Genomic DNA, 13,577 nt, shown 5'->3' on the forward strand with positions numbered 1-13,577 from the left:
CTATTCGTCGGCCAGCGCCTCGTCGATGTAGGGCGCGATGGGCATACCGGCCGCGCGCAGGTTCTCCCGGGCGGACCGGACCTTCGCCAGGGGGATGCCCCGGGCGCGCCAGTAGGCGCCCGGGTCGTCCAGGAAGGAGGCTATGACCGCGAAGCCCTCCTCGTAACTGCCGACCTCGTGACAGCAGTCCACGATCCAGCGCGGCCCCAGGGCCCCCAGGGCGTGGCCGCCGCCGGCCAGGTCGCTTGAAAGCGTGCGGAACTGGTCCAGGGTCTCCCGCCAAAACGGCTGCCCGCCCGGGCCGAACCCCACCGGGTCGACGAAGATGTAGGGCGCCGGCAGGCACTGGCCGATCTTCATGAAGGTCAGCGCCATGTTGATCTCGTAGCAGGTGCCGAAGCCGCCCAGGTTGAAGACCTTGAACAGCGACCGCCGGTCCAGGATGTCCTGGCGGGTGTTGAGCGCCAAATTGGTGAACTGGGCCACGGCCTCCGGGGCGAAGTTCGTGGTCTGGCCGATCTCCTCGGCGTTGATGCCCACCCCCATGCGGTAGATGCCGAGCGCCGCGGCCGCGTCGTCCACGATGCGCATGACCCCCGGCCCCGAGCCGTGGGCCACGCCGAACCCCTCGCCCAGGCGCGGATGATCGCGCAACCGGCCGAGGAATTCCCGGATCGGCCCGGCCAGCACCGGCCCCAGCACGTCCACCGAGGAGCCGAACATGGCCATGGTGGTGTGCACGCGCGGCAGTTGCTCCTTGCCCGGCCGCGTCACCCACAGCCCCCGGTAGAATTCCCGCACCTGGGCCGTGCCGTCGATCTCCAGCAGCAGGTAGAAGCGCATGCCCTCGCCTTCCAGGCGCACCAACTCCTCGTACAGCGTCTGGTCCATGCGGAAATGCGGCATCCGGCAGGCCTCGCCCACGGCGCAGCCCATGCCCCGGGCCACCACCACGCCGATGCCGTTGCGCTTGAGCACCCGCAGCGTGTCCACCGGCGGCAAGGCCTCGGACACGAACACCTTGGACAGGTTCTGCTCGCCGCCCACATACTTGAGCGCGTCCAGGAACGGCCGGGCCCGCTTGGGGATCTCCTCGCCGGCCAGCACGCCCTCGGGGATGTTGCCCCGGGCGTATTCGTAGACCAGCCGCCACTGGAACTCCTGCAGCCATTCCCCCTCCTCCTGTTCCCAGGGGATGGAGATCATCTTGCCGGGCATGAAGATGCGGCCGTAACTGCCGCCCTGGCCCGGGACGGCCGTGATCTCGTCGAAAAGCACCCGGCTGACCCCGGGCGCGAAAATGTCGGTCAGCTGGGCGAAATCGACGCCGGCGGCCAGCACGTCCCGGGCCCGCGACGGCGCGAGCACCCGCTCGGCCACCTTGGCCAGGGCCGCGTCGGCCGGATAGAGGCGCAGGCGCACGGCCAACCCGGCCGTCTCCACGGCCGCCTCGCCGCCGTTGTAGAGTTCCACCTGGCGCGGCGTGGCCATGCCCGTGGTGCGGATGCCGTCGAGCAGCCGCGAGGCCAGGTGGAAGACCCCGGGCGTGGCCGTCTCGCGTTCGATGAAGGCGACATAGGGCCCCAGGGCGATGCGCACGGCCCCGACCAGGAATTCCTTGGCCCCCATCCATTGGGGCAGCCCGGCCGGCGAGGGGCTTTGAAAGATGGTGAGCCCGTGTTTGCCCTTGATCACCATCTCGGCGAAATTGCGCCCCACGCCCAAAAGCCTCGAGGACAGGACGTAGCGCACGTCCTCCAGGGGGATTTCCACCACGCCGTCCTCGGCGATGCGGTGGCGCGGCGGCAACACCAGCCAGCCCCGCTCCAGGGCGGCCACGATCTCCTCCCGGGCCAGATGCGGCCCGCGCGGGATGAACAGCCGCCCGAAATCCACGCCCCCGTCCGCGCACAGCCCGAGCAGGTCGGCCAGGGATTCGCCCAGGGCCGGGTTGAGCGCCATCAGGGCCACGGCGAGTTCCACCGTACGGGCGCCGTCCGAGACCACCGGCGCCTCGCCGGTCGGGCGCACGTCCAGGCCGATGCGGGAATGGCCGCTGCGGCCGCTGATGTCCATGACCTCGGTCAGCGCCAGGCCTTCCCGGGCGGACCGGGCGCTGAGGTCGCGCACGAGCCCCCGCAGGGCGTCGCTGGTATGGGAGAAGCGCATGAGCCCGAAGGCCTGGGGCGCGGCCAGTTCCTCGTTGAAATGCACGTCGCCCATGGCCACGAGCTGGCCGTCGCCGGTGATGAGCGGGGATGTGATCATGGTGCCTCCAGCCGGACGGCGGTGTTGCCCCGACAATCCGGACTGCCCTTATAGGCCAAGCCCCCCTTTGGGGAAACCCCCTTTGCCGACGCCATCTTGCCTGGCACCGCCGCGGCTGGTACAAGTCGGTTCCGGCAGCAGACACCAACGCGGCCGCCTGCGGGCCACAATCTCCGGCCGTGCGCCTTTGGGGGAAACGCCCATGCCGACGATACCTCTGTCCCAGGCGAGTGCGGGGATGGTTCTGGCCGCGGATGCCGAGAGCCTGGACGGCATGTACCGGCTCGCGGCCGGACTGCTCCTGACCGACGCCCATCTGCGGGTCCTGCGCGGCTGGCATGTGCGGGAAATCGAAGTCGCCGCCCCAAGCGAGGCATCCCCCGCGCCGGACGACGCCGCGCCCGCCGACGCCGCAACCGCCGCGGCGGCCCGCTTCGCCCATCTGCCCCAAAACGAGCCCATCGTGGCCGCGCTGCTGGAACTGGCCCTGGCCAGGGCCGCCGGGGAACCCGCCCCGGGACGCGGCCGTCTTCCGGCCAGCCGCCCGTTGCCGCCGGCCGAGGCGCGCTCGCCCGAACGCATCCTGGCCACCGACCCGATGCTGGTCTCGCTGCCCGAAGTCTTCATGCGCATCCGGGAGGTCTTAAGCGACCCGGATTCCACGGTGGAGGAGGCGGCGGCGGTCATCGGCAAGGACCCGAGCCTGACGGCCAAGATCCTCAAGCTCGTCAACAGCGCCTTCTACGCCCGCACCATGCGCGCCGCCGGCAGCCTGCCGCCGGGGCCGGTGGATTCCCTGTCGCGGGCGGTCCTGCTGCTGGGCCTCAACCAGCTGTCCACCCTGGCCATGGGCGTGTCCGTGCTGCCCCTTTTCAAGGACATCCCGCCCGAATGCGTCGACATGCGCCAGTTCTGGCGCCACAGCGTGAGCGTGGCCCTGCTGGCCAAGCTTGTGGCCACGCGCCTGGGCGACCCCAACCCCGAACGGTTTTTCGTGGCCGGGCTGCTCCACGACATCGGCCGGCTGGTGCTCTACAAGCAACTGCCCGAGGTCGCCGGCACGATCCTGGCCGCGGCCATGACCTCGGGCCGGCCCCTGGACGAGGTGGAACGGGAACTCCTCGGCTTCGACCATGCCCAGCTCGGCGGCATGCTGCTGCGCAAATGGCGGTTCCCCGAAAGCCTGGAACAAGCCGTGTGGCACCACCACGACCCCCTGTCCGGGGATACGCCCCTGGAGCCGGCCATCATCGGCGTGGCCGACATGGTGACCCTGGCCACGTTAAGCGGCAGCGGCGACAGGCGCGTGCCACGCTTCATACCGGAAGCCTGGCAGCTGACCGGTGTCGAGGCCTCGGAACTGGCAACCATCGTGGCCACGGCCGAAACGCACCTCGACATCGTCTGCGCCATGTTTGCCTGACCCCCGTATCCGCCTGCGCCGCCGGTATGGACAACCGCCGTCCGGCGGCATACACATGGACCCATCTTCCGTCCCGCCCCACCCGTCCCACGTTTGCCCTTCACCACCAAACACAGCGAGTCCCGTATGGATACCTGCGTCCAACCGATGCTCGTGTCGTCGCAACGCGCCGACGCACTCAAGGCCGATTCCCTGTCCCATGCCTCGGCGCAGCTTGGCCCGCACCAACTGTGCGAACTGGAGATGCTGCTTTCCGGCGCCTTCGCGCCCCTAGCCGGCTACATGGGCCGCGAGGACTACGAATCGGTCCTGGCCGGCATGCGCCTGGCCGACGGCCGCCTCTGGCCCATGCCGCTGAGCCTCGACGTGCCCGAAGCCCTGGCCGGGCGCCTCGGCCCCGGGGACAAGCTGGCCCTGCGCGACCAGGAGGGCTTCATGCTGGCCGTCCTGACCGTGTCCGAGGTCTGGCCGGGCGACCCGGCCCGCGAGGCCGCGGCCCTTTTCGGCGTCCCGGACGTCAACCGCCATCCCCAGGCCCGGGCCTGTGCCGGCCGGCCCCCGACCTGGCATATCGGCGGCTCCGTGGAGGGCATTTCCCTGCCGCTGCATGCCGACTTCCCGGAACTGCGCCGCACCCCGGCCGAGGTGCGGGCCATGTTCCGGCAACGCGGCTGGCGCAAGGTGCTCGGCTGCCAGCCCCAGGCGCTGCCCCACAACCGCCAGCGCGCCATGTTGCGCCAGGCGGCCGCCGCCATCGAAGGCAGCATCCTGCTTCTGCGGGAAGCCGGCGACGCCATCAGCGGCGGCGCCCTCCATTTCGCCGGCGTGCGCTGCGCCAAGCTCTTCGCCGAGGGCTTCCCCCCCAATATGCTCCTCGTCAGCCTGCTGCCCCTGTGCTCCAAACAGGCCGGGCCACGCCAGGCCCTGTTCGAGGCCCTGGTCCAGAAAAACCACGGCTGCACCCATACCCTCATCGGCCCCAACCACGCCGATCCCCTGGATGCCGACGGTGCGCCGCTGTATGCCCCCGGCGCGGCCCAGCGGCTGGTGGCCGATTACGAGGCCGAAACCGGCATCGCCATGGTCCCGGAAAGCGCCATGGAATACGTGGAGGAAAAGGCCCAATACCTGCCCAAAGCCGCCATCGCCCCAGGCATGACGGTTCGTGACCTCTCGCCGGCGGAACTGAAGCGGCGGCTGGAATTCGACCTGGACATCCCGGAATGGTTCACCCCTGCGGCCGTGGCCGCCGAACTGCGCGCCGTCTTTCCGCCGCGCTCCCGCCAGGGCCTGACCATCTTCATGACCGGGCTCTCCGGCGCGGGCAAATCCACCCTGGCCAAACTCCTTTTCGTCAAGTTCATGGAACTGCGCTCCCGGCCGGTCACCCTGCTCGACGGCGACATCGTGCGCCGCCACCTCTCCAGCGAACTGACCTTCTCCAAGGAACACCGCAACCTCAACATCTCGCGCATCGGCTTCGTGGCCAGCGAAATCACCAAAAACGGCGGCATCGCCATCTGCGCGCCCATCGCGCCCTACACCAGCTCCCGGGCCGAAGCCCGCGCCCTGGTCACCCCCCACGGCGGCTTCATCGAAGTGTTTGTGTCCACGCCCCTGGCCGTATGCGAACAACGCGACCGCAAAGGCCTCTACGCCAAGGCCCGGGCCGGCATCGTCAAAGGCGTCACCGGCATCGACGACCCCTACGAAGCCCCCCAACACCCGGAAATCGGACTGGATACCTCCAAACTCTCGCCCGGCGAAGCCGTCCAGGAAGTGCTCCTCTACCTCGAACGCGAAGGCTACCTGAGCTAAGGCCCGGCCGGCTTGCCCGGCCAGCCCGACCGGGAGGGGCGCTGCCCTTCCCGGCCACACCCAACTGGGGCGTTGCCCCAGCCCCCACCAGGGCTTTGCCCTGGACCCATCGGGGCTTTGCCCCGAACCCCATCGGGGGGCGTCACGCCCCCCGAACCCCCCGGTCGGCTGTGGCGGGCGGGAGGGGCAGGGGTCACCGGGGTGATGGACGTGCGCGGCGCGAAGATGCGAGGCCGCAATTGGGCCTTTCGATGCCGTCGCTGCGCTCCCGGCTCGAAAGGCCCAATTGCGGCCTCGCCCAGCCGTCGGCCCTGCGGGCCGAGGTCTTGGATTTTTTGCTTTGGAAGCCTCTTGAAATGTGCGGCGGTTACAGACGTCGTCCGGGCCGGGCCGGTTTTCTTCACATGCGGCGCTTCGCCGCTGGCGCCCGTGGTCGCGGAAAAGGGCCTGCCGTGCTGGCCGGCTTTGCGGCCAGTGTCGGCAGGCCCTTTTCCGCGACCACAACGACCGGCGCCTCGCCGCTTGCCATTCCCGACCGCCGTCCCACCCGCCCCGCCGAGGGGGTCCGGGGGGCATCATGCCCCCCGGCGGGTCCAGGGCAGCGCCCTGGCAGGGTCTGGGACAGCGTCCCAGCAGGGTCCGGGACAGCGTCCCGGCAAACCCACCTCGATCAACTGCCGCCGGAAAATCCGTCCAGGACCTGCTGAAACAGGGCCGTGACGGAGATGCCGAGCGCGGTGACGGCGGCGACGATCACGCCAGCGACGAGGCTGGCCATGATGGCGTATTCGGAAGCGGTGGAGCCGGATTCATCGGCCAGGAAACGCAGCAAGGCTCGGCGTGGCATGGCGCACCTCGTGGCAAGGGTGTTTTTCGCCGACGGCCGGAGGATTCGGAGGGTTTACAACGACAAAAACCGGGTGACGCGCGCGTCGCCCGGGCGAAGGGGGTAGGTATCCGATAGCCCACCCCTCGCAGGCTGTAAAGGGGTCAGTTGAGGTCCCGCCGGGAGCGCTTGTAGGCGTCGGCTTTTTCGTGGCCGATCTGGCGGCGTTTTTCCTCGACCATGGCCAGGCGGCGGCAGACTTCGGCGGCCAGGTCGCTGCCGTCCTCGCCCGGGGGCAGGTCGCAGGCGGCCAGGTCCTCGGCCATTTGTTTTTCCATGCGCTCGGATTCGAGGAACATGACGTAGGCCAGGGCCAGGGCGGCCTCGTTTTCCTCGCTGCCGTCGCACAGGATGGCGATCTGTTCCCGGGGCACGGTTTCGAAGAGCCGGTCCACGAACATGCCGACCCATTTTTCCGTGAGTTGCGGCAACAGGCGAGGCGTCTTGGCGGCGATGAGGGCCGCGGCTTCGGGGCCGAGGTCGGGCCGGGCCAGGCCGACAAAGGCGGCCAGGGCCTCGGCCCGGCCGGCGTCGCCGGTCTGGGCCACGCGGCGCAACAGGGCCTGGCGGGCGACGGCGCGCAGGCTGTCCGTGGAATGGTCGGCGGTGGTCATGGGGCATCCTTGTCGGCGTCGGATTCGCCGGGGGGCAGCACATCGATGATGCGGCCGGGCAGGATGGGCTGCTCGCCGATGAGGCGGCCGTCGGCGGCGATGTGTTTTTGCCCGTCCACGATGACGATGCCCGTGCGTTCGAGCACTTCGCGGCGGAAGGCGTATTCCTCCTGCATGCGCCGGGTCTTGTAGAGGAACCACATGCGCACGAGGTAGCTCACGCACCAGGCGGCCACGAGCCCGACCATGACCCACGGCGCGATGACCTCCACATGGTCGCCGATGCGCAGCAGCATCTGGATGACGGCGTCGATGTAGTACAGGGCCACGCCCAAAAGGATCAGGCCGCCAAGCAGGATGATGGTGGGCAGCCCCCGGGACAGGCGAATGAGCCGGCGCAGGCGTTCGGGCACAAAGCCCAGGCTTTCCTCGTCGAACTGGGGGTCGCCCTTGAAAAACCGGTTGAAGCCCATGCCGATGATGTTGACCACGAGCATGATGGCCACCGGGGCCAGGATCAGGGCGACGCCGTAGGGGATCCAGGGGAAGCGGAACTGGATGGTGCCGTCGGGAAGTTTCTGGGAGTTGATGATGCCGTAACAGACGGCGGCTATGGTGACAGCGAACTCCACCAGGATGACCCCGATGGAAAGGAAGGTCAGCAGGTTCTTTTTTTCCTTGTCGGAAAGGGACATGCCGAAGCCGGCCAGGGTGGCGTCGCCGCTCCCCGCTTCGGTTTTTTCGTTGCCTTGGGGGTTGTCCATAAAGGGTCTCTTCTACCTTGGCGAGCGTGTGGGCCGCCGGGCCGCGATCAAACCGTTTGGCCCCTGCGGATACGCGAGGGGCGGGCGCGACGGGGACGAGGTTGCGGGGAAGCCTGGGATGGAAGGCCGCCATGGGGCCAAGGCGCGCGGCCTCGCCCGCAAACGAACAAACGCCCCGGGGCCGGGGCCAGCCGGGACGCCAGGCATACCGATCCAAACGGCGTCTGCATCTCCACCGGGGCGCCGGTGAGCGACATCCCAGCCGCTCAACAGGTAAGGGTTAACCGGCCGGAAGGCAAGTCCCTTGGCGAGAATCGGACACCGGGCCGTCACGAAGCAAAGGGCGCCCGGCCATCCGGTTTTTCGCATTGTCAGGCCAGGGGCTTTTGCCTATAGTGCAGCAATCCAATTGACCTGTCGTAGCGAGCCAACCTCAACGTTTGATTCGGGTTTCCCATCATGCCCATTTCGTTTTCCCGTCTTTTGCCGCCGGTTGCGGCCCTGTTCCTGCTCGCCCTGCCCGCCTGGGCCCAGACCGCCCCGGACAAGGGCCAGGACGAGACCAGTACCTATACCGTGCAAAGCGGCGACACCGTAAGCCGCATCGCCCGCAAGCTCGGCCTGCCGCCGGACCTTTTGATCCGCGTCAATGCCCTTGCCCATCCCGACCGGTTGACGCCGGGCTATGTCCTGCGCCTGCCCGTCACCGAACCGCCCCAATCGGCGGCCAAGGCCGAAGCCGCCGCGCCGGCCCAGGCCCCAACCGCACGCCTCCAAGCGCCGGCCCAGGCCACGGCCACACCGGCCCAGGTTCCGACCACACCGGCCCAGGCCACGGCCACACCGGCCCAAGCCCCAGTCGTGCCGGCCCAGGCCCCGGCCGCGCCGGCCCAGGCCACGGCCACACCGGCCCAGGCCCCAGTCGTGCCGGCTCAGGCCACGGTCACACCGGCCCAGGCCCCAGTCGTGCCGGCCCAGGTTCCGGCCGCGCCGGCCCAGGCCCCGGCCGACACGGCGCCGCCACGGCAACCTGCGACGCACCAGGCGGCCGCCGCCACTGCCGACGTCGCCGCCAGCCCGGCCGCGCCACAGGCCCCCCCGAAATCACGGGCCTTCGACATCGACCGCCAGGCCGTCGGCGTCTACAAACATGCGGCCCTCGGCAGCCTGCGCCTGACCCAGCGCCCGGAAGGCATCACCCTGACCAAGGACAACCAGGACATCCCCATGCGGCATCTGCTCTACGCGATCTACGACGGCACCGACGCGGCGGGCAATGTCCACAACCTCCAGCTTGTGTACAATGCCAACGGCCAGGTGGATGCGTTGCGGTATTCGTCCGCCGGAACGAATGCCGTCACCTTCGAGAAGGTCAAGAAGTAGTCAGGCCGGCCGCGACGGCGCCCGGCTTGACCGGGCGATCCCGTGCCGCTATTTTCCGGACATGGCACAACCCCCGGCCCCGAATTTCGGCGGCAAAGGCAAGGGTCCGACATGGCTTTAGACATCGTCCTGCTTTCCTCGAACGAAGACTCGCTTTCCCTGCGCCAGATGCTCGCGGCCCATGGGCTTGGCGTCACGATCCACCATGTGCTCGACCTCCCCACGTTGCGGGAGCTCATCCCCAGCCTGGGGCCCAAGTCCCGGTTGATCTCCTATTTGTCCCAGGTGATCGTGCCCGCCGATTGCCTGGCGGCCTTCACCTGCGGCGCCTACAATTTCCATCCCGGTTCACCCGACTACCCCGGCACCGCGCCCGAGTCCTGGGCCTGTTTCGAACGGGCCAAGCACTTCGGGGCCACCCTCCACGTCATGTCGACCCGGGTGGACGCGGGCGAGATCGTCGATTGCGAGATCCTGCCGGTGACCACGGCCAAGGACCGCCCGGGCTACGGCAACGTGGCCAAACAGGCCCTGGCCCTGCTTTTCAGCCGCAACGCCGCCGCCCTTACCCAAGAAGCCCTCCTGGTGGCCAGTTCCCGCCGCGCCTGGGCCGGGCAGCGCCGCACGGCCGACGACTTCACGAAAATGTGCGTCCTGACCACGGACATAAGCCGCCAGGACCTGGAGCACCGCCTCCACAGCTTCGGCCCGCCCGGGCCGGTGGAATTCTCGGTGGTCCTGCACGGGTTGCGCTTTATCATGGAAGCTCCGGGCGGCGTCATCGGCCACCTCGACCCGCCGCAGCCCGAGCGCATCCTCGGCTGGGTCCGGGACTCCAACGCCCCGTCCGTGCGCCAGGAAGTCAAGCTGGTGGTGGATGGCCGGGACTATCTGCTCACGGCCGGCGAGTTCCGCCCGGACGTGTGCGAGGCCGGCTTCGGCGACGGCCACTCCGGCTTCAGCTGGGAGGTGCCGGCCCACCTGCGCGACGGCCGGCCCCATCGCATCGAGGCCTATTGCAAGGGCCAGGCCGTGCCCGGCAGCCCCAAGCTGGCCGTCTTCCCCAGGCCGGCCATGGAGAGCCCGCAGGCGTAAGCCGGGCCACGAACAACCGCAACCGGCTCCGTTCGGAGTCCACGGGCTAGGAGGCACCATGCGACGCTTGCTCATCCTTGCCGCGATACTGTCGGTTCTGGCCGCAACCGCCACATCGGCCCCGGCCCAGATGGTGGGCCTGCCCAATCCGGCTTCGACGTTTTGCGTGGATACGGGCGGCACGCTGGTGATCACCAATACGGGCACGGGCGAGGTCGGCAACTGCGTCTACGGCAGCGGCCTGGCCGTGGACGAATGGGCCCTGTACCGGTTTTTTTCCGGGTTCAGCGACCCGCTGACCTGGTAGGCGTCACAGCCCCAGGGCCAGGTAGTCGCAGTCGCCGGGGCCGGCCGTGGCCGGTTCCAGGCGGCCGGGTGTTTCGGGCAGGATGACGCGGATGGGCAGTTGCGGGTCGAGTTGCCGCAACTGGTGAGGCAGGGCCGGCTTCCAGGCGTGGGTGGCGCCGCAGACGACCACGAGCAGTTTCCCGGGGTTGGCGGCGAGGTAGTCCCTGGCGGCCACGGCCATGGCCGTGTCCCAGACGAGCTGGGCCTCGCAGAAGGTCCGGAAGGCGAGCCCCGGGCCGTGGTCCCCGGCCACCCGCCGCAAAAACGCTTCGTACTCCCGGTCCACCCGGCAGCCCACCACGGGCAAGGCCCCCCGCTCCTGGGGCGTCAAGGCCTCGAAGCCCTCCCGGGCCACCTTGCGCACGATCTCCCGGGGAACGTTGAGGCCGACAAGCGGCAGCCCCAGCTCGCGGCAGGCCCGCAGCACCTCCCGGTACGACTCCCAGTCCTGGCCCCAGTAGGCGTTAAAGGCCCGCTCCAGGGCTTTTTCGTCCTCGGTCCCGGCGACGTAGCCGTCGAGGAGCCCCTGGGCCGCGGCCGGAAACATCTCCAACCCCACGGCGACCCCGGCCCCGGCCCCGGCCAGCGCCCGGACCAGCGCCGCCTGGAAGCGGCGGTGCCCCGGCCGGGAGTGGTCCTCGCCGACCACCACCGCCCGGCCGCCGGCCAATTCCTTGGCCGCCTGGGCCACGGAAAGGCGCGCCCCGGTCAGGACGTCGAGCAGCCGGGCCCCGCCACCCGCCGAACAGGCCCCGGCCAGGAAGGCCAGGCACAGCCCAAGGCCGGCCAACACCCGCCAAACCGCCCCAGGGGCCACCAACGCAAAGCGACCGCGCATCGGCCCAGGGTAGCACACTCCCTTGGGGATGCAACGGCCCGGTTTCAGGGTGCAAGCCGCAGGCCGCGATGGGCCGGCACGTAGTCGAGCAGGGCGAAATCCCGGCGCACCGCGGCGGGGTCTTCGCCCCGCTGCCGGATGCGCGCCGCCTCGATGGTGCCCAGCCGGCCGTCGGCCTGGCGCAGGTAGGCCACGGCCGCCGGGTCGATGCCCATGATCCGGCAGCAGGTGGCATCCACGGCCAGGCAACTGCGCCCCATGACCAAAACGCCGGCGGCCACGGGGTCGCCCATGATGGGGCCGTCGCCGTCCATGCCGACGATGCCGTCCACGATGGCCAGGTTCGGCCGCACCGTGGCGGCGATATCCAGGATGGAGGGTTCGATGCCGGCGAAGTGCAGGACGTTTTTGGGCCAGCCGTAGATCGACCCGGGCATGACGCCGAACAGATTTTTCATGGACAGCGTCACCCCGGCCCAGTGGTGGATCTTCATCTTGGCCACCGAGACCACGAAATCGGCCCTGGCCAGGGCGTCGGGCAGCCACAGGTCGCCGAGCCTGCTCACACCGCCCAGGTTTTGCACCACATGGACCGGGCCGGTATTGAGGTCGCAAAAGGGCAGCCCCTCGGCGGCCAGCACCTCGCCCAGGCCCGATTCCTCCAGGACCAGCCAGCTGTCGCGGCGATGCCCCGCCCCTTCGGCCACGGTCACCGAAGCGGCGCCCAGGGCCGCGAAAGCCTCGGCCGCCGCCTGGATCACCAGCGGATGGGTGTTGATGTGGCCGGCCCCGGCATGGGGCTCCACCAGGTTGGGCTTAAGCAGCACCCGCTTGCCGGCGATCTCCGTGGGGCCAAGGCCCAGCTCGGCCAGGCCCCGGCGCAGGCTGGCGCCCAGGTCCACGGTATAATCGGCCGCCTTGGCCACGAAGACCGACGGCGCCATGTCCGCGCCGGGAACCGGCGACTTGCAGCCGGCCGCCGCCCCGGCGGCAACCAGGCCGGCCGCGCCCAGCAGTTTGAGGGCCTGCCGGCGGGTCAGGCCGGCCGGGAGGGCATGTTTCGGCTCAGGCATGGGGGCTCCTTGCCACCAGGGCGGCGAATCGTCCCCGGCTGGCGGCGGCGGCCAGCAACTGGGCCAAAAGCGCCGTGTCGTAGGGGCCGTGGCGCTCCTGGCGGGACAGGGTCAGGGCCAGGTTTTGCATGATCGCATCTTCGGCCTGGCCCCAGGCCCCCAGGCCGAAGGCCCGCCAGGCGGCGGCCAGGGGGGTCGGCGCGGCGCAGTCCGGGCCGGCCAGGTAGGCCAGGCTCGCCGCCACCGCCTCCCGGCCGGCCCGGCCGGCCAAGGCGGCCAGGGCATGGCCGGTGCATTCGGGGATGGGCAGCAGCATGTTGTAAAACACCCGCGTGTTGCCGTAGTTCCAGCCGCCGCTTGGCAGTTGGCGGTCGAGCAGCAGGCGCGCGCCCTCGGCCAGGGCCGCCTCGGGCGGCCCGTCGATGGCGGAAAGGGCCAGCATGGCCTGGGCCGTGGGCTCCACCCAGGAATGGGTGCCCTCGATCCAGTTCCAGCCCTTGAGGCTGGTATCGTGGCCGAAAATGCCGTTTTTGTCCGCCTGCCAGGCCTTGCCCGGGTGGCCCAGCAGCCAGGCGGCGGCCCGGGCGGCGGGCGCGGCGAAATCGGGGTCGGGCAGCCAGGCGGCCAGGGCCAGGGCCGTGGGCCAGGCGGTTTCGGGCCGCTGGGGCAGGTAGGGCACGCGGCCGTCGGCGGCCTGCTCCCCGGCCAGGTACCGGCGGGCGTCCCGGATGCGGTCGGGCGGCCCGCCGCCGGCGTGCAGGGCCATGGCCGCCCAGGCCGTGGCGTCGGGCCGGGCGGGGCCGTCCGGCGACGCGGCGAAACCGCCGCCGGGCACGGCCCGGGCCAGCAAGGCGCCCCAATGGGGCGAAAGGCTCTCGGGTTCCATGGCTCCTCCGCAGGCCGGGATCGATTCCGGTTTTTTTAAAGCAATAACCACGCCATTGGCCTTGGCTAGGCCGACAGCCCTTTGCGGGCGCCCATTCCACGCTTTATGGACCCGCCCCAGGCCTTGTCCCTGCCCACTAGGAAAACACGACGCACCATGGTATTCTTCGAAAATACCTAGG

Annotated in this window: 12 protein-coding genes; 5 read left to right on the forward strand and 7 right to left on the reverse strand. The window is 69.9% G+C overall.

Annotated elements, in window-relative coordinates; translation table 11 throughout:
* Positions 1 to 2,268 (reverse strand): Rossmann fold nucleotide-binding protein, encoded by a 2,268-nt coding sequence (locus tag ACP59X_RS16675; RefSeq protein WP_428560478.1) that lies wholly within the window; start codon positions 2,266 to 2,268, stop codon positions 1 to 3.
* A gap of 202 nt (positions 2,269 to 2,470) precedes the next feature.
* On the opposite strand from ACP59X_RS16675, the gene ACP59X_RS16680 reads away from it, so the two are divergent.
* Entirely contained in the window at positions 2,471 to 3,691 is a 1,221-nt protein-coding gene (locus ACP59X_RS16680) for an HDOD domain-containing protein (RefSeq protein ID WP_428560480.1), read from the forward strand.
* Positions 3,692 to 3,817: 126 nt separating this feature from the next.
* Complete coding sequence (locus ACP59X_RS16685; protein ID WP_428560482.1) at positions 3,818 to 5,509, forward strand: bifunctional sulfate adenylyltransferase/adenylylsulfate kinase; 1,692 nt, start codon at positions 3,818 to 3,820, stop codon at positions 5,507 to 5,509.
* A gap of 670 nt (positions 5,510 to 6,179) precedes the next feature.
* Here the strand turns inward: ACP59X_RS16685 and ACP59X_RS16690 are convergent.
* The 3 genes from ACP59X_RS16690 to ACP59X_RS16700 form a co-directional block, all read right to left on the reverse strand.
* Positions 6,180 to 6,356 carry a Flp family type IVb pilin gene (locus ACP59X_RS16690; RefSeq protein WP_428560485.1) on the reverse strand — a complete coding sequence of 59 codons (177 nt, stop codon included), beginning with the start codon at positions 6,354 to 6,356 and terminating at the stop codon, positions 6,180 to 6,182.
* Between the two features lie 143 nt (positions 6,357 to 6,499).
* Entirely contained in the window at positions 6,500 to 7,009 is a 510-nt protein-coding gene (locus ACP59X_RS16695; protein WP_428560487.1) for a hypothetical protein, read from the reverse strand.
* Entirely contained in the window at positions 7,006 to 7,773 is a 768-nt protein-coding gene (locus tag ACP59X_RS16700; RefSeq protein ID WP_428560489.1) for a hypothetical protein, read from the reverse strand. Before ACP59X_RS16700 ends, ACP59X_RS16695 begins: the two co-directional genes overlap by 4 nt.
* Before the next feature lie 459 nt (positions 7,774 to 8,232).
* On the opposite strand from ACP59X_RS16700, the gene ACP59X_RS16705 reads away from it, so the two are divergent.
* The 3 genes from ACP59X_RS16705 (at position 8,233) to ACP59X_RS16715 (ending at position 10,558) form a co-directional block, all read left to right on the forward strand.
* Entirely contained in the window at positions 8,233 to 9,156 is a 924-nt protein-coding gene (locus tag ACP59X_RS16705) for a LysM peptidoglycan-binding domain-containing protein (protein ID WP_428560491.1), read from the forward strand.
* Between the two features lie 111 nt (positions 9,157 to 9,267).
* Positions 9,268 to 10,251 carry a formyltransferase family protein gene (locus ACP59X_RS16710; protein ID WP_428560493.1) on the forward strand — a complete coding sequence of 328 codons (984 nt, stop codon included), beginning with the start codon at positions 9,268 to 9,270 and terminating at the stop codon, positions 10,249 to 10,251.
* 58 nt (positions 10,252 to 10,309) lie between these two features.
* Positions 10,310 to 10,558, forward strand: a complete 249-nt coding sequence (locus tag ACP59X_RS16715; protein ID WP_428560496.1) for a putative hemolysin — start codon at positions 10,310 to 10,312, stop codon at positions 10,556 to 10,558.
* 3 nt (positions 10,559 to 10,561) lie between these two features.
* Here ACP59X_RS16715 and ACP59X_RS16720 read toward each other — a convergent pair whose 3' ends face one another.
* The 3 genes from ACP59X_RS16720 to ACP59X_RS16730 all read right to left on the reverse strand — a co-directional run bounded on the left by ACP59X_RS16720 (position 10,562) and on the right by ACP59X_RS16730 (position 13,396).
* Positions 10,562 to 11,392, reverse strand: coding sequence for a ChaN family lipoprotein (locus tag ACP59X_RS16720; protein WP_428560498.1), 831 nt, complete (start codon positions 11,390 to 11,392; stop codon positions 10,562 to 10,564).
* Between the two features lie 89 nt (positions 11,393 to 11,481).
* Positions 11,482 to 12,510: a DUF362 domain-containing protein gene (locus tag ACP59X_RS16725; RefSeq protein WP_428560500.1), complete on the reverse strand. Its 1,029-nt coding sequence runs from the start codon at positions 12,508 to 12,510 to the stop codon at positions 11,482 to 11,484.
* On the reverse strand, positions 12,503 to 13,396 hold the full coding sequence (locus tag ACP59X_RS16730; RefSeq protein WP_428560503.1) for a prenyltransferase/squalene oxidase repeat-containing protein: 894 nt from the start codon (positions 13,394 to 13,396) through the stop codon (positions 12,503 to 12,505). The genes ACP59X_RS16725 and ACP59X_RS16730 overlap by 8 nt, the downstream gene beginning before the upstream one ends.
* Between the last annotated feature and the right edge of the window lie 181 nt (positions 13,397 to 13,577).

This window comes from Solidesulfovibrio sp. DCME, from assembly GCF_049995385.1.
Taxonomy (GTDB): domain Bacteria; phylum Desulfobacterota; class Desulfovibrionia; order Desulfovibrionales; family Desulfovibrionaceae; genus Solidesulfovibrio.

Excerpts from the sequence above, each read along its gene's own strand:
- ACP59X_RS16675 (WP_428560478.1), bottom strand. The coding sequence starts at position 2,268 with ATGATCACATCCCCGCTCATCACCGGCGACGGCCAGCTCGTGGCCATG.
- ACP59X_RS16680 (WP_428560480.1), top strand. The coding sequence starts at position 2,471 with ATGCCGACGATACCTCTGTCCCAGGCGAGTGCGGGGATGGTTCTGGCC.
- ACP59X_RS16685 (WP_428560482.1), top strand. The coding sequence starts at position 3,818 with ATGGATACCTGCGTCCAACCGATGCTCGTGTCGTCGCAACGCGCCGAC.
- ACP59X_RS16690 (WP_428560485.1), bottom strand. The coding sequence starts at position 6,356 with ATGCCACGCCGAGCCTTGCTGCGTTTCCTGGCCGATGAATCCGGCTCC.
- ACP59X_RS16695 (WP_428560487.1), bottom strand. The coding sequence starts at position 7,009 with ATGACCACCGCCGACCATTCCACGGACAGCCTGCGCGCCGTCGCCCGC.
- ACP59X_RS16700 (WP_428560489.1), bottom strand. The coding sequence starts at position 7,773 with ATGGACAACCCCCAAGGCAACGAAAAAACCGAAGCGGGGAGCGGCGAC.
- ACP59X_RS16705 (WP_428560491.1), top strand. The coding sequence starts at position 8,233 with ATGCCCATTTCGTTTTCCCGTCTTTTGCCGCCGGTTGCGGCCCTGTTC.
- ACP59X_RS16710 (WP_428560493.1), top strand. The coding sequence starts at position 9,268 with ATGGCTTTAGACATCGTCCTGCTTTCCTCGAACGAAGACTCGCTTTCC.
- ACP59X_RS16715 (WP_428560496.1), top strand. The coding sequence starts at position 10,310 with ATGCGACGCTTGCTCATCCTTGCCGCGATACTGTCGGTTCTGGCCGCA.
- ACP59X_RS16725 (WP_428560500.1), bottom strand. The coding sequence starts at position 12,510 with ATGCCTGAGCCGAAACATGCCCTCCCGGCCGGCCTGACCCGCCGGCAG.
- ACP59X_RS16730 (WP_428560503.1), bottom strand. The coding sequence starts at position 13,396 with ATGGAACCCGAGAGCCTTTCGCCCCATTGGGGCGCCTTGCTGGCCCGG.